We start from the raw sequence: 24,126 nt of genomic DNA, 5'->3' as shown, positions 1-24,126 counted from the left end.
CTAAGCTCACCCTCAGCATAGAACGGCGAGTCGTTCGACCAGGTCGACTTGCGGGAACTCCGTCCTAGAAGCGCTCGCCATGAGCCCGCGAATGGTCAGAAACGGTTCCGAAAAGTGTCGTTCCGGTCCTATACGCCCATGCGAGCCAGCTTGTAGGCTCCCAGGGTCATCACAGCCGACGAGAACGCTCTCTGTTTGCGTGCCGGGCTCAGCACTCGCCCTCGGCTCTTCGCGCTGTCCGCAAGCGGCCAAACAGTAAGGCCATAGAGGTGCATACCTGGGCATAAGCGGATGGATCTAGGACGAAGTCGTAAGGTACAGAACCACTCGGGCAAGGTGACGACGCTAGGCCATCGCGTTCGCACCAACACAGCTCCGCCGCAGGTCAGTCCAGCATCTGTCGGCGGAAGCCCGAGATTCCCAAACTGAGGGCTCAGGCGCCGTAGTCACGGGCCAGCCGTCGCAGCTTGCTCTGGACGACGACAAGGCAGCGTGGCTAAGGCCGGTGGGGGTACAGCGAGGCACACGCGCGCCCGGTCGGTCGACGCACCCGCCGTCGTGGCTGACTTTCGCCGACCGAGCTTCGTGCCACTGCCGTGCCAGATGCAAGGGTCAGCCACGGTCTACGAGGAGGTCTCGCGGTCGAGTTCTCGGCAGCCTGACCAGGTATCGAAGCCCCAGGTCAGCGTGACGATCCCTACGCCTCTCTCCTAAAGTGGTTATCCAGCTTGATCACCGCGTCCACACCCGCTGGAACTCCTCAGCCGAGATGGCCTTCAGCGGATCCTCTTCAGGGTCGATCGCTTGGTCTGTCAGGCCGCCGTGTTCGTCCTCCAGGTGCTCCCAGCTGTACCGGTAGAGCTGGCCGGCCGAAGTCAGCTCGGCTTGCTTGATGACGATCAACTCGCCGCGGTCGGGTACGGCCTCGATGTACCAGAAGCCGCCCTCCGCGTCAGCGTGGCGGAAGTGGTGCCGCTGGGTGGCGGCTTCATCGAGTGCTCGGAAGTACGCCACGGTCTCTGCTTGGATGCGCTCCAGGTCAACCACGGGACCATCGTGTCAGCGAGCACACGCGGTGGCCCCGTTCTGACATCTACAAGTGACATCAACGGCGCCGGACGCCAGCACTCCCAGGCGGCCTGGCACGGCCAGCGTGGCCAGGCGACTCCGCGGCAGTGCCACGCAGTGATCGAACTCCTAAAGCGGGTGTCGAGGACCGATGTCATTCCTCGCGGTACTGAGCGAACACCTGCTGTTGCTCGTCCCACCAGCTCCAGTTGGCCGACCGGGAGAAGGGCAGACTTCGGGCAAGGCCAGAGAACTGGTCGGATGGCTCCCGGCTGGCCTTGTTCACCACGATCGCCGAGAGCATCGCTGCTCGTCCGTCTTCGTTGCGGTGGAGGCAGACATCCTTGAGCAGGTAGGTCATGACTCCGCGGTGAGGCGGGACGGAGTCGAAGCCCTGTGCCGCCAACTCGGCGCTCAGCTCCCCGTACGTGATGGTCTGTCCCTGCCGGGCACGCTTCCGCAGGATCTCCACGGCCGCTTCGACCGCTGCCGGGTACTCCGGATCCTTGATCCTCACTGTCCCTCCCCCACCGCATGGACACTGCTCAGCCTGCGCATCGTACCGGCCAGGCACCGCCCCGTACTCCTAGAAGTGGACGAAGAGGTCGTGCCAGAACCGTGCCAGATCGTGCAGGGAACCATGGGGAATGACGGGGACCAGAGCGCCAGCCAGGTCAGGCCCCAGGGGCGCTACGCCGCAGGCCGACGCAGCAACTGCCGACAGAAAACCCAAGCTTCCCAAGCTGAGAGCGCGCCCTTCGCAACGGCAACCCCTTGCCCCAATCGAAGCCCCCTGGGCGGCGCGAGTTTGAGTCGCACGTAGGTGGCCCAAGATTGCAAGCATGAGCAACTGGGGGAATCTTGTGGGCCAAACGGCCAGTGCACTGATAGGGACGTTGGCCGGCGGAGCCATCACCGTGCACGTCGCGCGCTGGCAAACCGCAAGGGCCATCGAGGCCCAAGCTCAGCTCGCTGCTTCTCAGGAAGCTGCCAACACCGCGTTAGCTCGCCGCCAATGGATACAGCAGCGCTCTGCCGAAGCTGCACAGCGGCTCTTGGAACGTCTCGCAGAGCTTTACGCATGGCTACCATCACTGCCGGACCTGTCCCTTGAAGAACCTCGGTTGAGCCTTCACGCTCGTGAGCGTTGTGCGGCCGCCCTCGACTCGGTCCGTCAAGGCATGCAGACCGACCTTCTCTCTATAGGAGACGATCACGTTCGCGCCCGGTACAGGACTCTCGTGCGGCTGTCCTTCGACGTCGGGTGGAGGGGCATCGGCCAAGACAACCGCGAGCGCCAAATTCGCGACGTACGCGGGTACCTGCGCTACGTCCAGTTCACTCTTGAGGCCGTGATCGACGGCAGCCCCTTGCCGGATGACTGCGAGGCGCCAGTGCTGGACCGGAGCGGCGGCGCTCCTTGGCTGCCTCCAGTGGTGCCCTGGCACTGGCAAGACCCAGCCGACGGCAGTTGAAGACCGGCAGCACGCGCGGCGTCGTTCGCTTCGTCTCTCCGCCGTCCTCGCACCTGCTGTACACAGCGAAGTGCAGCAACCGCCCGTTTCGCTCCACTCCTCTCGGTGGGCAGGGTCTGTGGACTATCTGTGGACGGACCACAGTCGAACGAGCACCTGCGAGGCCTTGACCAGGCGCATTACCTGAGAAGCTGTTGTCTTTTCGATCTTGAGAGATGCGCGTCGAACGGGAGTCCCGATCGGGTGGTCGGGGGGCGCTGGGCGCATACGGACAGGGCCTCCTGAACAGCTCGTTGGTGTCGAATCACCGAGCAACAGGAGGCCCTGGTGCAACAGTCTTGCGTGCCGATGGCGGGGCAGTCCAGCGTGGTCACCTGGGAGTGTGACTGCCTGGCTCACCGGTTCGGAAATGCCTCCGACAACGGGACGCGACAGCCTCGCTACCCGACGGACATGACGGACGGGGAGTGGGCCGTCATCCGCCCGCTGCTGCCGGTGCCGGGCTGGATGCGCGGCCGGGGCGGCCTAGCCGGAGGGGTATTGCCACCGGGCCATGCTCGATGCGATCCGGTATCTCGTGGACAACGGGATCAAGTGGCGCGCGATGCCCGCCGACTTCCCGCCGTGGGACCGCATCTACGCATTCTTCCGCCGCTGGCGGGACAACTTGCTGGTCAAGGAGTTCCACGACCGGTTGCGTGCGAGGGTCCGCGAGGAGCTGGGGCGGGACGCGCAGCCGACGGCCGCAGTGATCGACTCGCAGTCCGTCAAAGCGGACGCCGTCGTCGGATCGGACAGCCGCGGCTTCGACGGCGGCAAACTGATCAACGGCCGCAAGCGGCATGTCGTGGTCGACACGCTCGGCCTGCTGTTGGGCGTGATGGTCACGGCCGCGGACACCGGCGACCGCATCGCCGCCCAGGTTCTGCTCGGACAGGTCGCCGACGTGCACCACCGGCTGGAACTGGTCTGGGCCGACGGCGGCTACACCGGCGGCCTCGTCGAGTACGGCCTGGCCACGTTCGCCCTGGTCCTGGCGATCGTAAAACGCAGCGATGACATGCGCGGCTTCGTGGTGCTGCCCAAGCGGTGGATCGTCGAGCGCCTCTTCGCCCACCTGATGCGAAGCCGCCGTCTGGTGCGCGACTTCGAGCGGCGCACCGCCAGCGCGGAGGCGATGGTCTACTGGTCGATGACCCTGCTCATGACGCGCCGCCTTGCCCGGCCACACCCTGGGCGAGGGTGAACCGGCCCGGCTGCCGCTCGGCCAGCCAGCCGCGGGCGACCAGGCGTTTCGCTTTCGAGCGCAGTGCCTCCACCCGTGCTCGAGCACCACGTCCATGCCGAACATAGCGGCCATTTCCTGGCAGGTCAGCGGCCCTTGATGGAGCCGGTTCCGGTCCGCGAGCGCCGTGAGGATGCGCTGGTAGTCCACGGACAGCACCGACCAGGCCAGTCCCTGGCGCCACACCGGCACCTGCGACTTCGGCTTCGCCGCATCCCCGGGGTCCGGCGGCGCGTCCGCATCCCGCGGATCGTCAGTGACCTCCGTGCCGACGGTGTTGTCGCCGTCCGGAGCCAGCACCGTGCCGACCCGCTTGCGGGCAATCGCCCACTCCTGCCATTCCCGCTCGGCCGCGGCCAGTTCGGCCTGGATGCGGTCGGCCTGTTCCCGCAGCCCGTCGACTCGACGGCGAGCAGCGAGCTCGTGCTGTTCCAGCAGTCCGACGACTGACGGCATCCATGACCTCCCGGGGAGCGACGATCCGGCAGGCCACGACTCCCACGGAATCACCACTGCTATCCCCGACCAGCGGAAACACGTCGATCACGTCCGAAAAGACAACAGCTTCTGAGACCCAAGGGGCCTCCGGAGCCGTGCGCGCAGGTTCGAATCCTGCCGGGGGCACTCCAGCTCGGACAGCGTGACCAAGCCACCGATAGCCTCGCCGAAGATCGAGCTACCGGCTGGCCAATGACTTGGGGGAACGGTGTCGGGAAGGGTCACCCAGAGCAGAAGGATCGAACGGGCGGGGGTAAATGCTCTACGCGCGCTCCTCGAAGACCACGATCAGATCGTCCAAGAGATCGACGGCGGCAACGACTACGGGGAAGACCTGTTCGTCATGCTCACCAAGGACGGCGAGCGAACCGGTGTCGCGATCACCATCCAGGTGAAGAGCGGCAATAAGTACAAGCGTGCGCATCATTACGCTATCCCTGTCGAGGGTCATGCGAACGACTGGAAAAACGGCCTGTTGACCGTCCTGGGCGTCGTGTTCGACGTAGCAACAAAGCAGCTGTTCTGGGCGAACCTCACAGAGTGTCTGGAGTCCTCTGAGGAGGCGCCCAGCTGGATCGCTGTGCCGCGGGAACAGGAACTGAACGAGGACACCACCCAGTCGTTCCTGGCCTTGACCCATAAGTTCGTTGAAGCTCGGTCACAACGACGCATCGACGAGGCGTCACTGCAGGTCACTCGACTGTCAGGAACCTCCGGTGCCTCGCCCCGCTTCGTAGGCCGGAAGCGGGAGCAACAGGCGATCAGGGACACGCTGACCACCATGGGACGTCGAGTCCTGGTCTCAGGCATGGCCGGCGTCGGCAAGACGTCCTTGGTGGACCAAGTGGTCAGGCACCACGATGTGTCTGCAGAGTTCTCTGGCGGCGTGATCGTCGCAGACATGCACGGGTTCTCGGCGCACCGCACGCGCATGGCTAGTCCCGGGATCGCGTACGGACCTCTCCTGTCAGTTCTCGGCGTACCGGGTGACGAGATCCCACGTACCGCAGAAGGCCAGGCTGCGCTCTACCATCGAACGCTCGACGCCCTCGACGCCTCTGACAACCCGGTGTTGATGGTGTTCGACAACGTAGCCGAACTCTCTCAAGTCGCCGAGTTGCTCCCCAGGGCACAAACCCATGGCGTGGTATTGACCTCTCGCAGCAGGTTGGGAGTGCTCGAAGGGATCGAGACGATCAACCTCGACTGTCTCAGCCCGGAGGAGTCAAACGTCCTGCTCACTCAGATCTTGGGATCTGAGGACCAGCGCCTCCACGCCCCCGACCCGATCCATGATCTGTGCACACTGTGTGGCCATCTTCCGTTGGCGCTCAGCATCTCGGCAGCAATTCTAAGAGACGACGTCGATCTCACGACCGACGAGCTACTGGCAGAACTGAGGGAAGAGAAGAGCCGACTCGATGTCCTGCACTTTGGGGACACCGCTGTACGGGCAGCCCTTCAGGTCTCGCTCGCTCGCCTCGACTGCGCTATGAGGGACCCCTTCTGCCGACTCTCCATCCACCCGGGCAGCGAGATGTCGGAACAGGCTGCCTCGGCAGTCCTCGGAGTATCTGTCCCACAGGCTCGCTCGCTCCTGCGCCGGCTCAGTCAGGCCAGCCTCATCTCCCGCAGCTCCGTTGTCTCACGATGGCGGATGCACGACCTTGTGTATCTATTCGCTGCCGAGCAATGCGAAGCAACGGTGCCTGCCAGAGATCGCCAACAGGCCTTCAGTCGCCTAGCCGATATGTACTGCCAGGCTTCACTAAATGCAGACCTCACACTGCGCGGCACCCCCGAGGGGAACCCGCCACAGTTCCAGTCAATTATCGAAGCCCTGAGTTGGCTGGACCTAGAGTGCGCAAATTTGCAGGCTTCAGCACGGTTCGCTCGCGATGCCGATCTAACCGAACACGCGTATTCCCTTTCGATGCACCTCATCGTCTATCTCGACCTAAGGGGGCGCATCACCGAAGGTCTTCAATCGGCGCAGATCGCCTACGAGGCGGCACGGAAAGAGCGTGACGCCGAACGGCAGGTTAGGGCTCTCAATAACGTTGGAATCAACCTCACCTCCCAAGGCAAGCTGGAAGATGCCATTCGAACTCTCAGAAAAGCAGCCGCAATTGCGGAACGGATCCGCTTCTTGGATGGGCAATGCGACGCAACAGTCAGCCTGGGTGCGGCAGTTCGCCAACATATCAGCCCCAGAGCAGCTATTCCGATCTTGATTGACGCCGTGAAACTCTCGAGAGAGAATCGAGACCCAAACGACATCGGAGCATCGCTAACCAACCTTGGCTCCGCATACCGCGAATCCGGCCTCTTGCACCAGGCAGCGGCAGCTCTCAGCGCATCCATTCCATACCATCGCGCCTCGGGAAACCGGAGACAGGAAGCATCTGCACATGCCGGGCTGGGGGTAGCGCTTAGCCAGCTAGGCCAGCAAGAGAAGTCCGAAGAGTGTTTCCAGAAGGCATTTACTGCTTACAGAGAAGTGCAGGACGAAGCGGGAATCCATCTCAACTACATGAACTTGGGGCATACGCAACTGAAATCCGGAAAAATTGAGGATGCGCGAGACTCCCTACATCGAGCACGCCGCTTCTTTCGACGTACCTCACATCATCATTTCGAGGCTAATTCACTCGGCTTGCTAGGGGCTGCAGAGTGGATGTCAGGAGACATCGACCAAGCACAGATCTACTACGAGGAATCCATTCGAATATTTCGTGGAATCGGACTGAAAGAAAGCGAACGAGAGATGAGGGCAGCACTACGTGAAATGTTGAGTGGCCGATCCAGCTAGCTCTAAGGCCAGCTGGGATCGCCACCCAGCCTCCTCTCTGCATAGCGCGTTATCTCACGCTGTCTCTGGGCCATCCCTGGGCCGTCCGAGGCCACTCAGTGGCGACCGGTGACTACGGCTAGCGACAGTCGTAGCGAGCGACGGCCGCAGGCCACCCGATTGGATCCGACACTGGACGCACTATGCCCAAGCCCCGTAGAACTCAGCTGACGTGCCTGAGCCTGCACCCTGGAAGCCGCACAGGGTGCGTGTCTACTGACCTTTGTGGCGTGATGTCGTTGAGGGCTGACGATGTGTGATCGTCGCGGTATGCCTGTTGTGTGAGATATCCGCAGGGTGGTGGGCTGACGCCTGAACGGCAGACGTTCCGCGAGCGGATCCGGTTGGAGGCCGCGGAGCGATTCGCTGCGGGTGCCTCCAACGCGGAGGTCGCCAAGGACTTACGGGTGAGTGTGCGCTCGGTGCAGCGCTGGCGCCGAGCCTGGCACGACGTCGGCACCGAGGGGCTGCGCTCTGCCGGGCCGGTGTCACGGCCCAAGCTGAGTGAGGCCCTGTTCACCGTGCTCGAGCAAGAGCTCGCCAGGGGGCCGGTCGCGCACGGCTGGCCGGACCAGACGTGGACGCTGGCGCGGATCAAGACGCTGATCGGGCGCCGCTTCCACAAGAGCATGACGCTCTCGGCGATCGCGCAGATGCTGCACCGGCACGGCTTCAGCCACCAGGTCCCGGCCCGCCGAGCCATCGAGCGCGACGAGGAGGCCGTGGCGGGCTGGGTGAAGGAGACCTGGCCTCAGGTGGAAGGTCCGTGGCGGCGCTCGACGCCTGGCTGTGCTTCGAAGACGAAGCCGGCTTCTCGATGACGCCGCCCACCGCACGGACCTGGGCCCGGCGCGGACGCACACCCGTCATCCGGGTCCGGGCACGCTCCCAGCGCCGCTTCTCCATCGCCGCTCTGGCCTGCTACAAACACGGCGAACGCTCACGGCTGATCTACCGGCCCAAGCGGCATCTCGATCACAAACGCGGCGGCAGACGCAGCTTCACCTGGACCGACTACCGCGACCTGCTCATCGCCGCACACCAGCAGCTCGGCGCACCCATCGTGCTCGTGTGGGACAACCTCAACGTCCACAAGGACCGCCGACTGCGGCAGTTCATCCACACCCACGACTGGATCACCTGCTACTTCCTGCCGGCCTACGCACCCGACCTCAACCCCGTCGAGGGCATCTGGTCCCTGCTGCGACGCAGCAGCCAGGTCAACACCGCCTTCACCGACCCCGACCACCTCATCAGCACGCTCCGACACGGCCTCCGCCAGATCCAGTACCGCAGCAACCTCATCAACGGATGCCTCGCCGAAACCGGCCTCACCTTGGCGACATCACGGCGACAACGTCAGTAACTGCGTGACAACGCCAGCGAACAACCACGGACGAGCGCGGACGTCAGCGGACGATCGGCGCAGGTGAGCAGCACACCAGCCCAAGGCCAGACGACCAACCAAGTTGCTTCGGGACGAAGAGGTCGTGGGTTCAAATCCCGCCACCCCGACAGCCGAAACACCAGATCAGGGCCAGCTACTCAGGTGAGTAGCTGGCCCTGATTTGTGTGCGCCAGGAACTCGCTAATCGCTGCTGGCCCGGCTCCCGCGTGCAGGCGGGTGAGGAGGGGAGTGATGAGGCAGTCGTACTCGTCATGGACTTGATCAGCGACGCCAATCGGATCCCACTCGTTGAGGAGGCTGTCCAGCCGACTGGCCTTCCGCTGCAGGCCGTTCAGGGCCTTTGGCGGTTCTCGAGATCGGCTGGGTCTGTTGGTGGTCAGGCGGGGAGCCAGGTGGGCCATTGGGGTGGGATGTTGCTCGGGGGGCAGAGGCCCGAGTCGCCGGGGTAGCCGTCCAGCGTTCCTCGGGTGGCGAAGAGCCACCAGGCCAGGGCTGTCGTCGCGATGACCACCAGCAGCGTCGGCAGTACGGCGCGGACCAGCCTTGGCGCGTGGAGCGACAGGCGTCGGCCGATGGCCCACGTCGCGAGGCCCACGACTGTCTCGGCTCCCAGCATGAGAGGGAGCAGGAAGTTGAGTTCGAAGCGTCCGCCTGCGTCGTAGCCCGCGTCGCAGTACGCGCGTGCCCAGACGGTCAGTGACCAGGCGACGCCGCCCATCGTGGCTCCGAGGAATGCGGAGGCCGCCCAGGGGAGGCAGGAGGTGGATCTCGGCTCAGCTGTCTGCACGACAGGACACGACAGTGGTTGAGCCGTCCGCGGTTCCCAGGTGGGGAGGGAGGGGGTGGGGTCGTCGGCCGGTTCTGGTCGCGCGTGGCGGCCAGGACGGCGATCTCCGCTCGGGTTGCGTCCTGGAAGAGGTGGGCCGGCAACTCCGCCGGGTGGCCGGGGTCCGTGGGGGTGGGCCCGGCCGCCCTGGAACCCGTTCCGCTTCCCTGGCGCATCCGGTATGGCTCGATTCCGCGACTGTGTCTTGATGCCGCTTCGTTCGGCACCGGTCCCTCCCCACGTGGGGACCGGTGCCGAACGATGCGGGGGTGTCGATCCGCGCTTGGGGACGTGGATCGAGGGGGTTGTGGCTGGGGGCGTCGCTGAGGGTGGCCGGAAGGGTGCGGCATGATGGATCGGATTTGCGGGCGCTACGCCGGTAGGCCTGAGGGCCGTGCACCGGCGTGGGCGGCTTGGGCCTGATCCTGCCAGTCGGGGGTGGTGGGAGAGGAGGGCTCCGGTGTCCGGTGACGGCATTTCCGCAGGTCAGAACAGCAAGGCGAGTTTTCCGGTCCGGATGTCCACGTAGCGGGGGAAAGTAAGGGGTAGACGCCTTGAGTCACGGCTCAGAGGCACGCACGGCCTTCGCGGAACGTCTCGCGCTGCTGTACAAGGAAGCGGGCAATCCTCCCCTCAAGAGCGTCTCCGAGTCGGTCGTCCGGCTCCAGCGGGTCGATGAGCGCGGGCGCCCCGTGCGGGTCTCGGCCCAGCGGATCAGTGACTGGCGACGGGCCCGGAACGTGCCCGCGCAGTTCGCCGCCCTCGCCGCCGTCCTGCAGGTGCTGATCCCCGAGGCCCGGCGGTCGCGGCCCGTTCCGGTGTCCAAGGGGCTGTACGACATGGCCCAGTGGCAGCGGCTCTGGGAACGGGCCTTGGCCGATCCCGCCGGGGAGCGCCCGGCGGACACCGCGTCCGGTGCCTCGGCGGCCGCGGCCGCCGGCGCCGCCATGGACGAGCAACCTCCCGGCGAGGGGTCGCCCCTCCCCGGTGGCGTCTGCCCCTACCGGGGGCTGGCCTCGTACCGACAGCAGGACGCCCGCTGGTTCTTCGGGCGGGAGCGGAGCACCGACGCGCTCGTCGAGCAGTTGCGCGCTGCGGGGCGCACCGGCGGCCTGGTCATGCTCGTGGGTGCCTCGGGCGCCGGGAAGTCCTCCCTGCTCAATGCCGGGCTCGTGCCCGCCCTGCGCAGCGGCGCCCTGGCAGTCGACAGCGGCCAGGGGAGCGCGAGGCCCGGGAGCGCGGGGCCTGCCGCTGTGCGGAGGGGCGGCGAGGTGCTCCAACTCGTGCCGGGGGCCGATCCGGTCGGCGAGCTGACCCGTCACATACCCGAGCTGCGGCAGGTCGTGTCCGCCGCGTACGAGCCCGGCACGCCGATGTTCGCCGAGGCCGTACGGGAGGCCTTCGCGGCGTGGGCACGGCGACGCTTGAGCGAACGCCACGGCGGCGGGACCACGGGCGGCGGCAGCGGGGGTGACATAACCGGGGGTAGCACGGCCGGGGACAGCAGCAGCGGCTCCGGCAGCACCGTCAGGGACGCCCTCAGGGACAGCTCCGCCCAAGTCGACGGCGGCATGCCCCAGGGCACCCCGCCCCCCACGCCCACCCCAGACCTCGCCCCCACCTCCACCCTCGACCCCACCTCCATCCCTGACCCCACTTCCACCCCCGCCCGCCCCGTCCTGATCGTCGACCAGTTCGAAGAAACCTTCACGCTCTCCTCCGACGAGGCCGACCGGCGGACGTTCGTGCAGGTGCTCAGTGCGGCGTGCACGCCGGGGGCGGGGGGCGGGTCGGCGCCCGTGGTCGTCGTACTGGGTGTGCGGGCCGACTTCTACGAACAGTGCCTCGGCTATCCGGAACTCGCGGACGCCCTCCAGCACCGGCACATGGTGCTGGGGCCGTTGACCACGGCGGAGTTGCGGGAGGCGGTGACCGGCCCGGCCAAGGCCGTGGGGCTGGAGCTGGAACCGGGGCTGGCGGAGCTGATCGTGCGCGAGGTGAGCGCCGACGGGCCGCGCGGGGCGCACGACGCGGGCGTACTGCCGTTGCTGTCGCACGCCCTGCTCGTGACATGGCAGCGGCGGAAGGCGGGCCGGTTGACGCTGGCCGGTTATCGGGCGGCCGGCGGTATCCAGGGCGCGGTGGCGGCCACCGCCGAGCGGGCCTGGTCGGGGCTGGACCCGGCGGCTCGTTCGGCGGCGCGGCTGCTGTTGCTGCGGCTGGTCCGGCTGGGCGAGGACACCCAGGCCACCCGGCGCCGTGGCACCCGGCGGCAGCTCGCGGACGGCTCGGCGGACCCGGCCAAGACCGAGGAGTCGCTGGAGGCGATGGCCCGCGCCCGGCTGCTGACGCTGGACGCGGAGACCGTGGAGATCACCCATGAGGCGCTGCTGCACGCCTGGCCGCGCCTGCGCGGGTGGATCGACGAGGGCCGCAACGACCATCTGCTGCGGCAGCGGTTGGAGGAGGACGGCCGCGCCTGGGAGGACTCCGGGCGCGATTCCTCGCTGCTCTACCGGGGTTCGCGGCTCGAACAGGCGCACACCTGGGCCAAGTCCACCGTGGACGCCGGGAGTACCGGCGGCAAGCGAGGCCCCGGAGAAGCGGCGGCGAAGGGCGGCGCCCAGGGAAAGAACGGCACCGGCGGCTCCAAGAACTCCAGCGGCGCCCCCGGAGACCCCACCGTCCCCGACGCCCCCGGCGGCATCTTCCTCACCCGTAGCGCCGTGGAGTTCCTGGCCGCCTCCGTCCGGCTGCGTCGGCGTACCGTGCGGATCCGGCGGAGTGCCGTGGCGGCGCTGGTGGCGTTCGCCCTGGTGGCTGTCGGCTCGGCGGTGGTCGCCTGGCAGCAGCGCAACGACGCGGTGTTCGAGCAGGTTCTCGCCCAGGCCGACCGGGTCCAGTACTCGGATCCGTCGCTGTCGGCCCAGCTCGACCTGGTGGCGCACGATCTTCGGCCCGACGACGAGGGCACCGGCAACCGGCTCGTCTCCATCGTCAACGCGCCCCTGGCCACCCCGCTGCTCGGCCACGGCGGTGCCGTCTACCTCACCTCCTTCAGCCCCGACGGGAAGTATCTGGCCACCGCCAGCTACGACCGTTCCGTACGGCTGTGGGACGTGGCGGACCCGTCCCGGGCCAAGGCCCTGGGCAGGCCCCTCACCGGGCACACCAGTTGGGTGAGCAGCGCCGTCTTCGCGCCGGACGGCCGTACGCTCGCCAGCGCCGGCGACGACGGCACGATCCGTATGTGGGACGTGCGGGACCCGCGTGCGCCGCGCGCGCTGGGCGCACCACTGGAGGGGCACGACGGCACGATCTTCCTGATCGCCTTCAGTCCGGACGGGAGGACGCTGGCGTCCGTGGGCGAGGACCGCACCGTACGGCTGTGGGACGTGAGCGACCCGGCGCACGTGACGGAGCTCGGCGCGCCGCTCACCGGGCACAGCGCTCCCGTACGCGCCGTCGCGTTCGGGCCCGACGGGAAGACGCTGGCGACCGGGGGCGACGACAACACGATCCGGCTGTGGGACGTGGCCGATCCGCGTGCGCCACGCGCGGTGGGCCCCGTACTCAAGGGCCATACGAGCCTGGTGCACTCGCTGGCCTTCAGTCCCGACGGGCGGACGCTGGCCAGCGGTAGTTCGGACAACACCGTCCGGCTCTGGGACGTGGCCGAGCCGCGCCGGGCGCGTGCGCTGGGCGCGCCGCTCACCGGGCACACGGGCCCCATCTGGTCCGTGGCCTTCAGCCCGGACGGCAGCACGCTCGCCGCCGCCAGCGCGGACAGCACGGCGAGTCTGTGGAACGTGGCGGACCCCGCCTACCCGTCGCAGGTCGGCGAGCCGCTGGCCGGGGCGAGCGGGGAGATGTTCGCCCTGGGGTTCAGCCCGGACGGCCGGACCCTCGCCACCGGCAGCGGCGACAGCAAGGTGCGGCTGTGGTCGGTGCCGACCTCGGACATGGTCGGCCGGAACGGGGTGTTCCGGCCGGACGGGCGGGTGCTGGCCACGGCCGGGCGGGACGGGCGGATCCGGCTGTGGAACGTGGCGGAGCCCGGCCGTCCCGTGCTGCTGGGGAAGGCGTTCACGCTCAAGGACAGCGGCAACCGTTCCCTGTCGTTCTCCCCCGACGGGCGCATCCTCTCGATCGTGGCCGGGAACCGGGCGCTGTATCTGTGGGACGTCAGCGACCCGGCCCGCCCGGTCCTGCGGGGGTCGCCGCTGCCGCTGCGGATCCGGTACACGGACGCGCAGGCGTACAGCCCGGACGGGCGGGTCCTGGCGACCTCCTACGGCGATCACGACGTGCAGTTGTGGGACGTCCGCGACCCCTCCCGGGTCGTCCCGCTCGGTAAGCCCCTCACCGGGCACAAGGGCTACATCCTCGCCCTGGTCTTCAGCCCGGACGGCCGGACGCTCGCCAGCGGCAGCGCGGACGGCACCATCCGGCTCTGGGACGTGGCGGACCCGGCCCGGTCCCGGCGTCTCGACGGGCCGCTCACCGCTCACCGCGGCGCGGTCAGCGACCTCGTCTACAGCCCGGACGGCCGGACGCTGGCCAGCGGCGGTGGCGACGACACGGTCCGGCTCTGGGACGTCTCCGACCCGCGCGAGGCGACACGCCTGGGCGCCCCGCTCGTCGGCCACACCGAGACGGTCGTCTCGCTGACCTTCAGCCCGGACGGCGAGACCCTGGCCAGCGGCGGCAACGACAGCACCGTCCACCTCTGGGACGTGTCCCGCCCCGCCGAGGCCTCCCCCATCGGCCGGGCGATGAGCCCCAACGCCAAGACGGGCCAGTTCCTGTCCTTCAGCCCGGACAGCGACATGCTCGGGGTCTCCAGCGGCGCCGACACCGTACGGCTGTGGAATCTCGATGTCGACGACGCCGTACGGCACATCTGCTCGACGACGCGCGGGGTGCTCACGCGGGAGAAGTGGGACGAGTACTTGCCGCGGCTGTCGTACGAGCCGCCGTGCGAGGGTGCCTGACAGGCCGCTGAGCAGGGCGTTCGCGGCTGGTCCCCGGTCGGTTCCGGCCATCCGCGCGGGACCGGGGGCGAGGTGGACGGGCCCGTGAGCCCGCGTGATCCCGATCACAACTTGTCAACGCTATCGACCAGTCGGCTCCCGTCCCGCGAACAGCCTTGTTAGCCTTGGCCATAGCCCGGTCGCTGGTGCATCCCCCGTCGCCAGCGACCGGGCCCTTTCATGCCCTCCGGGCCTTCGCCCGCCGCCCCTCCCCCGTCTCAGCCGTTCCAGGCCTCGTCGTACGGGTCCTGCGGCGCCTTCACCGGCTTGGTCGCGGTGACCCTGAGGTAGGGGACGGCCGTGCCGTTGAGGGGGTCCTCGGTCCGCTTCGGCGTGTAGGTGCCGGTGACCTCGATCCAGGTGTCCGGCTGGAGCACGGCCGGGAGTTCGCCGGTGAGGGCGATCTTGACGGGCTGGGCGTCCGCGGCACAGCAGTTGAGGGCCATGCGGACCAGGTACGGCGTGCCGGAGTCGTCGAAGGCGAGGAAGCCCGTGACCTTGAGCGGGCGGCCCGCGAGGGCGCGTCCCTCGTCGTAGACCGCGCGGCCCGCGTAGTCGGCGACGCTCAGGCGGAGGGTGCCGTCGGCGGGGAGCTTCGGATAGCCCCAGGGCTGTTCCTGGAGGGCCGTGCCGGTGCGCATCGCGGTGTAGGAACCGGCGGCGGGCGGGGCGACCAGGACGAGGGCGAGCAGCGGGAGGACGAGCAGCCAGGAGACCCGGGGTTCGCGGTGGGGGTGTTCCTCAGTAGGGGCGTGCGGCTCGTCGGCATGGGCGTGCGGTGCGTCGGCAGGCGCTTCCGGTGCGTCGGCGGGGGCGTGTGGCTCGGCCCGGCGCTCCTGGTGGCGCGCCCGGCGTTCGTACCAGAGCGTGGCGACGGCGGCGGTGATGAGGACGAGGCCCGCGCCGATGAGGAGGGGGCGCAGGCCGGCCTTGACGTAGCGGAGGTAGAGGTCGGTGAAGCCGGCGTGCAGCAGGGCTCCGCCGGTGAGGAAGAGGACGACGGTCTGGGCCTGGCGGTTCACAGCAGCACCGCCCCGACGAGGGCCGACACCAGGATCGCGAGGGCGAAGGTGGCGGGGGCGAAGCGGAGCGCGAAGGCGCGGCCGAAGGTGGCGGTCTGCATGGCGAAGAGTTTCAGGTCGATCATCGGACCGACGACCAGGAAGGCCAGCCGGGAGGTCAGGGAGAACTGCGTCAGGGAGGCCGCCACGAACGCGTCCGCCTCCGAACAGATCGACAGCAGTACGGCCAGGACGGCGAGGGCGAGGATCGCGATCACCGGGTTGTCGGCGGCGGCGTTCAGCCAGGTCGCCGGGACGACCGCCTTGAGCGTGGCCGCCGCCATCGCGCCGACGACCAGGAACCCGCCCGCGTGCATCACGTCGTGCCGCACCGAGCCCCAGAAGGCCGCGCCCTTGCCCTGGCCCTCGTAGGACGGCCGCTCCGGCGGGCGCATCCACTCGCCGCGGCCCAGTCGTAGCCACAGCCAGCCCATCGCGCAGGCCACCAGCAGGCTCGCCACCAGCCTGGCCAGCACCATCTCGGGGTTGCCGGGGAAAGCCACGGCGGTCGCGGTCAGCACGATCGGGTTGATCGCGGGGGCGGAGAGGAGGAAGGCCAGCGCCGCCGCGGGCGTCACACCCCGGCGCACGAGGGCGCCCGCGACCGGCACGGAGGCGCACTCACAGCCCGGCAGCACCACCCCGGCCGCGCCCGCCGCCGGTACCGCGAGGGCGGGCCGCTTCGGCAGCGCGCGGACGAAGAACGACGCGGGCACGAACACCGCGATGGCCGCCGACAGCAGCACCCCGATGACCAGGAACGGCAGCGCCTGAACGACCACCGCGACGAACACGGTCATCCAGCTCTGCGTCACGGGCGCGGACAGCAGGCCCCGCAGCGGGGCCTGCGCCACCACCGCGAGGACCAGCAGCATGGTGAGCAGGAGGGGTGGGTCGAGATGCCGCCCGCGGTGGGGGGCTTCTTCCTTGGTTGTGGCCACGGGGGACGGTACCTCCGTAGGGAACGGCTGCGCTGAGCGGGCCTGTTCGACCCTTTCCTCCCATACGGCGCCCGGGCCGGGGTTGCTCACGGCCCCTGGGCCGCATTTTTAGTAATGGGATCCATTTTCATGTAGCGTTCCGGTCCATCACCCTGTGGAGGAGGACCCCATGGCCGTACCCAAGCGGAAGATGTCCCGCAGCAACACCCGGCACCGTCGCGCCCAGTGGAAGGCGAGCACACCGCAGTTGGTGCCGTTCACCGTCGACGGCACCACGCACCTCGTACCGCAGCGGCTGCTGAAGGCGTACGAGCGCGGGCTCATCCACCCCGAGGGCTGAGGCCGTGACCACGCTCCGGGAGCGGCTGCCCGTCACCGTCCTGTCCGGGTTCCTCGGCGCGGGCAAGACCACCCTGCTCAACCATGTCCTCGGCAACCGTGAGGGGTTGCGGGTGGCGGTGATCGTCAACGACATGAGCGAGGTCAACATCGACGCCGCGCTCGTGCGCGGGGGCGAGGCGGCGCTGTCCCGCACCGAGGAGCGGCTCGTCGAGATGACCAACGGGTGCATCTGCTGCACCCTGCGCGACGATCTGCTGGAGGAGGTGGACCGGCTCGCGCGCGAGGGGCGTTTCGACTATCTGCTGATCGAGAGCTCCGGGATCTCCGAACCGATGCCCGTCGCGGCGACCTTCGCCTTCGCGCGGGACGACGGGGCCACGCTCGGGGATCTCGCCCGGCTCGACACGATGGTCACGGTCGTCGACGCGGTGAACTTCCTGCCGGAGCTCGCGGGCGGGGACGAACTGGTGGCGCGGGGGCTCGACCAGTACGAGGACGACGAGCGCACCGTGAGCGATCTGCTCATGGACCAGGTGGAGTTCGCCGACGTGATCGTGCTGAACAAGCTCGACCTCGTCGACACGGCGACCGCCGAGCGGCTCGCGGCGACCCTGGCCCGGCTCAACCCGGCGGCGCGGATCGTGCCGGTCAGCCATGGGCGGGTGCGGGTCCAGGACGTGCTCGGCACGGCGGCGTTCGATCTCGAACGGGCCCAGCAGGCGCCGGGGTGGGTGCGGGAGCTGAACGGGGAGCATGTGCCGGAGACCGAGGAGTACGGCATCTCGTCTACGGTCTTCCGCGCCGAACGGCCCTTTCATCCCGGGCGGTTGTGGGAGTTCGTGACCGAGGGGCTCGACAGCGGTGCGTTCGGGCAGGTGCTGCGGTCCAAGGGGTTCTTCACGCTCGCCGGGCGGCCGGGGGTCGTCGGGCTGTGGTCCCAGGCGGGGTCGGTGGCTCGCTTCGAACCTACGGCGGCGCAGGATGAGGAGGCGCCGTTCGCGCAGGAGTTGGTGTTCATCGGGACCGGGTTGCGGGGGGATGCGTTGCGGGGGGCTCTCGCCGGGTGTCTGGTGGAGGGGGACGAGGTGGGGTGCGGCGCCCTTGATGATCCGTTTCCGGCGTGGGATGTGCACGGGGTTGCCTGCGAGTGAGGTCGGCTGCGGGCCGGTGGGGCTTCTCGCGCAGTTCCCCGCGCCCCTCAAAGACCAGGCCCTGCGGGCCTAAAAGACCAGGGTCCCGCGGGCCTGGAAGACCACGGTCCCGTGGGCCTGGAAGACCACGGTCCCGTGGGCCTGGAAGACCACGGTCCCGTGGGCCTGGAAGACCACGGTCCCGTGGGCCTGGAAGACCACGGTCCCGTGGGCCTGGAAGACCACGGTCCCGTGGGCCTGAAAAGCTCGGGGCGCAGCCCCTGCTTTTCAGGGGCGCGGGGAACTGCGCGAGAAGCCCCACCGGGCCCGCAGCCGACCGACGGCCAAAGAACCTACGCCCCCGCCCGTCGTCCCAGCAGCTCCGCCAGCCCCCGCCTCGTCGCCGCCAGCACCACGCGGTCCTCGGCTCGGAGGACGTACGTGGGTGGGAGGTCCCAGATCAGTCCCGAACCCGGCGGCGGCCCGGGCGTCCGTTCCGGACCCGGTTCTCCGGACGCCCCCGTGTCGAGGGCCAGCACACGCCACGCCCCCGCCCGGAACGCCTCCGCGACGGTCCGCCCCTCCAGGCGCCGGTGTCCTCGTACCTCCACGGCCGCGAAAAGGAGCACGCGGCGCTCGACGGGGATCGCGCCCAGGATCTGGCGCCCCATCATCGCGCCGGCGAACGCGGGCGCGGCGAGGTGGGTGACGCTGCGGCTGCGCGTCAGGGCGCCGGGGTGCGCGGCGCGCAGGGTGCGGTAGACGGCCGTGGCGAAGTCGTCGTCGTACAGACGCAGGACGACGCGCAGGTCGGGGCGTACGGAACGGGCGTACAGGCCGGCTTCGAGGTTCGTCGTGTCGGAGCTGGTGACCGCGAGGAGGGCGTGGGCACGGTGGATCTTGGCGGCCTCCAGGACGCCCTCCTGGGTCACGTCGCCGAGGATGACCGGCACCCGTAGCCGCCGGGCTTCGGCCAGACCGCGTGCCTCGGGGTCCTCTTCGACGCAGACGACCGGGATGTGCAGGTCGCGCAGGCGGGCGAGCACCCGGGTGCCGATCTTGCCGAGGCCGAGGAGGACGACGTGCCCGGACAGGCCACGCGGCGGCTTGCGCAGGGCGGTGCCGCTGCGGAACGTGCCGAGGGCCTCCAGGACGGCGGCCAGGAGCACGGGCAGCAGGAGTAAGCCCATGAGGCCGGAGAGGAGTTGGAGGATCTGCCGCGAGTCGCTCTGGTCGGTCGCGGGGTCGGCGATGCCGAAGAGGTCGAGGAGGGTGGCGTACGTCGCCTGGAGCGGATGCTCCCCGGTGATCACCATCTGGGCGACAGCCAGGGCGAACACGCACCCGATTATCCCCGCGAGGGACCACCGCAGCCGCCGCGAGAGCAGCGATCCGAAAGCCCCGAGCGGCCCGCCGCCGGACCGGCCGGGCGGCAGCGCGGGTCCCGCGTAGCGCACGGTGTCCAGGACGACGGTGCCGCGCCCGGTGGCCTCCGCCACCGCCCGTTCGTCGGGCAGGAGTTGGGGGCCGCGTTCCCCGCTGCCCTCGGAACCCTCGGTTCCGGCGGGGTCGTTGGTGGTGGCCGACAGCAGCGCGAGGGTGCACAGGCCTCCGGAGCCCTGACCCCCGGAACCCTGGCCTGCCGCGCCCTGACCCGCCCGGCCCGGCGGGCGCTCCACGGCCCTGAGCATCAGCCCGTCCGTCTGGACGACCTTGCTGGTGCCGGCCACGGCGGTCGCCGCCAGCGCGGGTGCGGCCGTGTCGGCGTCGGACAGGACGGTCGTCGAGGCGCCGAAACCGTCGACCCCGTCGGCGGCGGCGCCTCCCGTCGCCAACGCCGAGGCCTGGTCGAGGAGTTCCTCGATGTGCTGACCCAACCGGCGGTTGTAGAGCCGCAGGACGAGGCGCAGGCGCGGGTTGAGGCGGCGGGCGGTGAGGGCCGCGCGGATGTTGGTCTCGTCGTCGTCGTACACCAGGGCCAGCGCGGCGGCCCGCTCCACACCGGCCTCGGCGAGCACCGCCTCGGTGGCCTCCCCGGCCTCCAGGACCCGTTCACCGCCGTCCCGGGGGCTGTTCCTGCCGCCGCCCCGGTCGCCTCTTTCGCCCCGGTCGCCCCGCTCTCCGGTTCCGCCGCCGGTCCGCGCCCCGGTCCCGCCGGTGCGGTCGCCGGTCCGGTCGCCGGTCCGGTCGCCGGGGGCCGGATCTCCGTTGCCCGCCGCCCTGTTGACGACCGCCGTCACCCGGTCGAGGAGCGCGGCGGCGGTGCGGGCGCGCCCGACGACCGGCCGCTGGGCGATCCTCGCGGTGGGCGGCACGACGAGGGTCACCTGCTCCCGGTACACGGTCCGCAGTTCGGCGGCGAGCCGGTGCGCCAGCCCGTCGTCGCCGCAGACGACCATGTGCGCGCCGGGGTCGGCAGGACCCGGCTGTCGGCCCGGACCTATACGGCTGTTGTGCTGCGAAGGGCTCCCCACGAGGCAGAAGACTGCCTCATGCACGCGTCCGGTTCCTCAGTGATCCGGATCACACTTGCCGGTGTGAGTGCGACGACGGGTGGACATCCGTACTCAAGAGGGACGGGATGACGGCGGTGTCCGGATGCGAGGATGGGGCGCCATGACCGCAGGGTGGGGGACGCGCACGACGCGCGCCGCGATGTTCGCGGCCGTCTGTGTGCTGCTCGCGGCCCTGGGCCACGTGCTGATGTCCGGTGGTCATGTCCCCTGGTGGGCCCTGGTCGTCGGGATCGCCGCGACCGGTGCGGTCGGCTGGTGCCTGGCCGGGCGCGAGCGCGGCCTCCCGCTGATCACCTCCGTGGTGGTCGCCGCGCAGACGGCCCTCCACTGGGGCTTCGAACTGGCACAGCCACTGGCACAGCCGCCGGCCTCCGCGAGCACGGCCTCGGGGGGCACGGCCTCCGTGAGCGGTGCCATGGGCGGCTCGAGCAGCGGTGCCATGGACATGGGCTCCGCCCACATGAATCACACCGTCCACATGGGCCCTGCCGGTCACATGGACCATGGGGACCTCACCGGTTACCTCCTGGACGGCACATTCGCGTCCGCGTCCTCGTCCGGCATGTTCGCCGCGCATCTGCTGGCCGCGCTGCTGTGCGGTCTCTGGCTGGCGCACGGCGAGCGCGCCGCCTTCGCCCTGCTGCGGGCCGTGGCCGGCTGGCTGGCCGCACCGCTGCGGTTGTCGCTCGCGCTGCCCGTGGCGGCGGAGCGACCGCGCCCCCGGGTACGGCGCGGCCGTACTGACCGCGCGCTCCGTTCACTCGTTCTCGTCCATGCGATCACCTCTCGGGGTCCGCCCGCCGGGACCGCTGTCAGCTGACGACAGCCGGTGCCCCGGGGCAGCCACCACGGCTCGCTCCCCGGGCTTCGGCCGTACGCCGCCACCCGCGTGCCGTACGGCCGGCTTCCCATCCCCGCCGGACCAACCGGACGCGTTCCCACGCATCGCGCACGTCCGCACGGCCTCGCACGCATGCCTGCGCGGCCCTGCACGCAGAACGGCACCACGTGCCCGCGTCGACGGACGGTCCTGGTCCCGGACGACCCGAGAAGGACACCAGGTGATCACCCTTACTCCCCCGCCCGCGTCGATCCCGCGAGCCTCCCGGCCCTCCCGGTCCACGACCGACGAGTCCATAACCGCCTGGGCGCTCGCCGCCCGAGGTGGCGACCCGGAGGCCGTCGAACGGTTCGTCGGCGCGCTCCACCGAGACGTCCAGCGGTTCGTCGCCCACCTCTGCGCGGACCCGCAGGCCGTGGACGACCTCGCGCAGGACACGTTCCTGCGGGCCCTCGGCAGCCTGCACCGGTTCGAGGGCCGCTGCTCCGCCCGTACGTGGCTGCTGTCCATCGCCCGCCGGGCGGTCACCGACAGCTTCCGGTACGCGGCGGCCCGGCCCCGGTTGTCCGACGTACCGGACTGGCGGCTGGCCGTCGAGCACGCCCAGCCGCGCGGACTGCCCGGCTTCGACGACGGCATCGCGCTCACCGATCTGCTGGGCGCGCTGCCGGAGGAACGGCGTGAGGCGTTCGTCCTCACACAGATGCTGGGGCTGTCGTACGAGGACGCGGCGGAGCTGATCGGGTGCCCCGTCGGGACGGTGCGGTCACGAGTGGCACGGGCACGGACCACGCTCGTGGGGTTGCTGACGGCTGCGGAAGGGGCGTGTGAGGAGGGCGTGTTGGTGGCGGCCTGAGGTGGTTCCGTCCTGGTTCTCGCCCCCGCCGCCCCTACCCGTCTCATCCCAGGGGCTGCGCCCCTTCGACCCCCTGGGGTGCGTCGTCGGGTGCGGGTGCGCGGGGGTTCTCGCGCAGTTCCCCGCGCCCCTTACGGGCGCGGGGGTGCGTCGGCGGTCTCAGGGGCGGCCTCCCAGGTGGCGTTCGGCGAAGTCGAGTTCCAGGCGGAGTTGTTTGATGCGTTCGTCGACGACCAGGGAGCCGTGGCCGGCGTCGTAGCGGTAGACCTCGTGGACGGCGGAGCGGGCGGCGAGACGGTCGACGTAGTTGTCGATCTGGCGGATGGGGCAGCGGGGGTCGTTGACACCGGCGGAGATGTAGACCGGGGCCTTCACCGCGTCGACGTAGGTCAGCGGCGACGAGGCCTCGAAGCGCTCGGGGACCTCCTCGGGCGTGCCGCCGAGGAGCGTGCGGTCCATCGCCTTGAGCGCCTCCATCTCGTCGTGGTACGCCGTGACGTAGTCCGCGACGGGCACCGCGGCGATACCGAGCGCCCAGTCGTCCGGCTGGACGCCGAGGCCCAGCAGGGTGAGGTAGCCGCCCCAGGAACCGCCGGTGAGGATGAGACGCTCGGGGTCGGCGAACCCGGAGTCCACCGCCCACTCCCGCACCGCCGCGATGTCCTCCAGCTCGATCAGGCCGACCCGGTGCTTGAGGGCGTCGGTCCACGCGCGGCCGTACCCGGTGGAGCCCCGGTAGTTGATGCGGATCACGGCGTACCCGTGGTCCAGCCAGGCGGCCGGGCCCGCCGCGAAGGAGTCGCTGTCGTGCCAGGTCGGGCCGCCGTGGATGTCGAACAGGGTGGCGTACGGGCCGGACACGCCGGGCGGACGCTGGACGAGCGCGTGGACGCGGCCGCCGGGGGTGTCCACCCAGACGTCCTCCACCGGCACCGACCCGGGCGACTTCATCCCCGGCGGGTCGAGGACCGCCTCGCCGGTCGTGGAGCGGACCACCGGCGGTACGGCGGCCGAGGACCACAGGTACTCGATGCTGCCGTCGGGGCGTGCGGTGGCCCCGGACACCGTGCCTCGCGGGGTTTCCACCCGCTCCAGTGCACGGGACGCCAGGTCGTAGCGGAAGAGCTCGACGCGGGCCTCGAAGCTGTGGGCGAGCAGCAGCGCGGATCCGTCCGGATACCACTCGGCGCTCATGTCGCCCTGCAGCCGGTCGGCGAGGCCGAGGTCGGTCTCCTCGCCGGAGACCACGTCCCAGACGAGCGGCTCCCAGCGGCCGCCGCGCTGGTGGCCGACGAGCAGGCGGGTGTCGCCGACGACGGGGGCGAAGCCCAGCACGTCCAGGCCCAGCTCGACGGTGCCGCCCTTGGTGTCGTCGAGTTCGGCGACCGTCGTGCCGTCCGGCCGGAGCACACGCACCGCCGCGTGCATGGCGTCACCGTGCTCGGTGTGTTCGATCGCGATCAGCGAACCGTCGTGCGAGAGGTCTCCGACGCCGGCCGACTCACGGTGGCGGTAGATCTCCACGGGGGCCTCGCCCCGCCGGAACAGATGGATCGTGGAGCCGTCCTCGTCGGTGGAGCGGCCGACGATCGCCGTACGGCCGTCGCGGCCGATGGCCAGGCCCGCCGGGTACGACGGCTCCAGGCCCGGGACCGCCTCCTCGTCCGGGCCGCCGTGGAAGGGCTGGCGCCGCCAGACGCCGAACTCGTCCCCGTCCTTGTCGTCGAACCACCAGATCCACTCGCCGTCCGGCGAGAGCACACCGTCCGTCGTGCCGTTGGCCCGGTTCGTGGCCTGGCGCTGCTCGCCGGTGGCGCGGTCCCACGCGTACAGCTCGTACGTCCCCGTGGCGTTGGAGACGAACAGCGAGCGGTGCGGCGCGTCCTCCGCCCAGTCCGGCAGGGACACCCTCGGTGCCCGGAACCTCTTCTCCCAGTCGGGCATGGACCCGCTCTGCTGCTGCGGGGTGGACCCGTTGCTCTCAGTCATGGCCCC

17 protein-coding genes and 1 pseudogene are annotated in these 24,126 nt (G+C 69.7%); 9 read left to right on the top strand and 9 right to left on the bottom strand.

The annotated features are described in order from the left end of the window. Positions 1-732: 732 nt before the first annotated feature. Both L3078_RS25970 and L3078_RS25965 read right to left on the bottom strand, forming a co-directional pair. Positions 733-1,047, bottom strand: a complete 315-nt coding sequence (locus L3078_RS25970; RefSeq protein WP_239756350.1) for a hypothetical protein — start codon at positions 1,045-1,047, stop codon at positions 733-735. Between the two features lie 175 nt (positions 1,048-1,222). Next, entirely contained in the window at positions 1,223-1,585 is a 363-nt protein-coding gene (locus L3078_RS25965) for a hypothetical protein (RefSeq protein ID WP_239756349.1), read from the bottom strand. 325 nt (positions 1,586-1,910) lie between these two features. On the opposite strand from L3078_RS25965, the gene L3078_RS25960 reads away from it, so the two are divergent. Together L3078_RS25960 and L3078_RS25955 are read left to right on the top strand one after the other, a co-directional pair. After that, entirely contained in the window at positions 1,911-2,543 is a 633-nt protein-coding gene (locus L3078_RS25960; RefSeq protein ID WP_239756348.1) for a hypothetical protein, read from the top strand. 553 nt (positions 2,544-3,096) lie between these two features. Further along, positions 3,097-3,789, top strand: a complete 693-nt coding sequence (locus L3078_RS25955) for an IS5 family transposase (protein ID WP_239749121.1) — start codon at positions 3,097-3,099, stop codon at positions 3,787-3,789. On the opposite strand, the pseudogene L3078_RS25950 reads toward L3078_RS25955, so the two are convergent. Continuing rightward, positions 3,746-4,284, bottom strand: a pseudogene (locus L3078_RS25950) (hypothetical protein). The gene L3078_RS25955 and the pseudogene L3078_RS25950 overlap by 44 nt on opposite strands. Positions 4,285-4,534: 250 nt before the next feature. Between L3078_RS25950 and L3078_RS25945 the strand changes: the two are divergent. Together L3078_RS25945 and L3078_RS44965 are read left to right on the top strand one after the other, a co-directional pair. Beyond that, entirely contained in the window at positions 4,535-7,138 is a 2,604-nt protein-coding gene (locus tag L3078_RS25945) for a tetratricopeptide repeat protein (protein WP_239756347.1), read from the top strand. Positions 7,139-7,458: 320 nt separating this feature from the next. Next, positions 7,459-8,543, top strand: a protein-coding gene (locus L3078_RS44965; protein ID WP_420864102.1) for an IS630 family transposase whose coding sequence is annotated in 2 segments (ribosomal slippage) — positions 7,459-7,905 and positions 7,908-8,543 — 1,083 coding nt in all. Because the reading frame shifts where the segments join, the coding sequence is not laid out codon by codon here. Between the two features lie 418 nt (positions 8,544-8,961). On the opposite strand, the gene L3078_RS25930 is transcribed toward L3078_RS44965, so the two are convergent. After that, entirely contained in the window at positions 8,962-9,372 is a 411-nt protein-coding gene (locus tag L3078_RS25930; RefSeq protein ID WP_239756345.1) for a hypothetical protein, read from the bottom strand. 593 nt (positions 9,373-9,965) lie between these two features. Between L3078_RS25930 and L3078_RS25925 the strand changes: the two genes are divergently transcribed. After that, positions 9,966-14,405 (top strand): WD40 repeat domain-containing protein, encoded by a 4,440-nt coding sequence (locus L3078_RS25925; RefSeq protein WP_239756344.1) that lies wholly within the window; start codon positions 9,966-9,968, stop codon positions 14,403-14,405. A gap of 257 nt (positions 14,406-14,662) precedes the next feature. Here L3078_RS25925 and L3078_RS25920 read toward each other — a convergent pair whose 3' ends face one another. Both L3078_RS25920 and L3078_RS25915 read right to left on the bottom strand, forming a co-directional pair. Further along, on the bottom strand, positions 14,663-15,466 hold the full coding sequence (locus tag L3078_RS25920) for a TIGR03943 family putative permease subunit (RefSeq protein WP_239756343.1): 804 nt from the start codon (positions 15,464-15,466) through the stop codon (positions 14,663-14,665). Next, a complete protein-coding gene (locus L3078_RS25915) occupies positions 15,463-16,446 on the bottom strand; it encodes a permease (RefSeq protein WP_239756342.1) in 984 nt (327 codons plus the stop codon). The genes L3078_RS25920 and L3078_RS25915 overlap by 4 nt, the downstream gene beginning before the upstream one ends. Positions 16,447-16,615: 169 nt before the next feature. On the opposite strand from L3078_RS25915, the gene rpmF reads away from it, so the two are divergent. Beyond that, positions 16,616-16,786 carry a 50S ribosomal protein L32 gene (rpmF, locus tag L3078_RS25910; RefSeq protein ID WP_033524576.1) on the top strand — a complete coding sequence of 57 codons (171 nt, stop codon included), beginning with the start codon at positions 16,616-16,618 and terminating at the stop codon, positions 16,784-16,786. A gap of 4 nt (positions 16,787-16,790) precedes the next feature. Then, positions 16,791-17,939 (top strand): GTP-binding protein, encoded by a 1,149-nt coding sequence (locus L3078_RS25905; protein ID WP_239756341.1) that lies wholly within the window; start codon positions 16,791-16,793, stop codon positions 17,937-17,939. Between the two features lie 69 nt (positions 17,940-18,008). Here L3078_RS25905 and L3078_RS25900 read toward each other — a convergent pair whose 3' ends face one another. After that, entirely contained in the window at positions 18,009-18,164 is a 156-nt protein-coding gene (locus L3078_RS25900) for a hypothetical protein (RefSeq protein ID WP_239756340.1), read from the bottom strand. A gap of 107 nt (positions 18,165-18,271) precedes the next feature. Then, complete coding sequence (locus L3078_RS25895) at positions 18,272-20,317, bottom strand: NAD-binding protein (RefSeq protein ID WP_239760469.1); 2,046 nt, start codon at positions 20,315-20,317, stop codon at positions 18,272-18,274. Positions 20,318-20,534: 217 nt separating this feature from the next. Here L3078_RS25895 and L3078_RS25890 point away from each other — a divergent pair, with 217 nt between their 5' ends. Together L3078_RS25890 and L3078_RS25885 are read left to right on the top strand one after the other, a co-directional pair. Continuing rightward, the gene (locus tag L3078_RS25890; protein WP_239756339.1) at positions 20,535-21,254 is read left to right on the top strand and encodes a hypothetical protein; all 720 of its coding nucleotides are present in this window, start codon (positions 20,535-20,537) and stop codon (positions 21,252-21,254) included. A gap of 241 nt (positions 21,255-21,495) precedes the next feature. Then, the gene (locus L3078_RS25885; protein WP_420864101.1) at positions 21,496-22,131 is read left to right on the top strand and encodes a sigma-70 family RNA polymerase sigma factor; all 636 of its coding nucleotides are present in this window, start codon (positions 21,496-21,498) and stop codon (positions 22,129-22,131) included. A 159-nt stretch (positions 22,132-22,290) separates the two neighbouring features. Here L3078_RS25885 and L3078_RS25880 read toward each other — a convergent pair whose 3' ends face one another. Next, the gene (locus L3078_RS25880; protein ID WP_239756338.1) at positions 22,291-24,120 is read right to left on the bottom strand and encodes a S9 family peptidase; all 1,830 of its coding nucleotides are present in this window, start codon (positions 24,118-24,120) and stop codon (positions 22,291-22,293) included. Between the last annotated feature and the right edge of the window lie 6 nt (positions 24,121-24,126).

Source organism: Streptomyces deccanensis (assembly GCF_022385335.1).
GTDB classification, from domain to species: Bacteria; Actinomycetota; Actinomycetes; order Streptomycetales; family Streptomycetaceae; genus Streptomyces; species Streptomyces deccanensis.
Note: the sequence above shows the minus strand (reverse complement) of the source record. Positions and strands in the feature narration are given on the sequence as shown.

What these genes read in the sequence shown, in the direction of transcription:
- rpmF (WP_033524576.1), top strand. Translation starts at nt 16,616, where the DNA reads ATGGCCGTACCCAAGCGGAAGATGTCCCGCAGCAACACCCGGCACCGT.
- L3078_RS25960 (WP_239756348.1), top strand. Translation starts at nt 1,911, where the DNA reads ATGAGCAACTGGGGGAATCTTGTGGGCCAAACGGCCAGTGCACTGATA.
- L3078_RS25895 (WP_239760469.1), bottom strand. Translation starts at nt 20,317, where the DNA reads ATGGTCGTCTGCGGCGACGACGGGCTGGCGCACCGGCTCGCCGCCGAA.
- L3078_RS25955 (WP_239749121.1), top strand. Translation starts at nt 3,097, where the DNA reads ATGCTCGATGCGATCCGGTATCTCGTGGACAACGGGATCAAGTGGCGC.
- L3078_RS25880 (WP_239756338.1), bottom strand. Translation starts at nt 24,120, where the DNA reads ATGACTGAGAGCAACGGGTCCACCCCGCAGCAGCAGAGCGGGTCCATG.
- L3078_RS25890 (WP_239756339.1), top strand. Translation starts at nt 20,535, where the DNA reads ATGACCGCAGGGTGGGGGACGCGCACGACGCGCGCCGCGATGTTCGCG.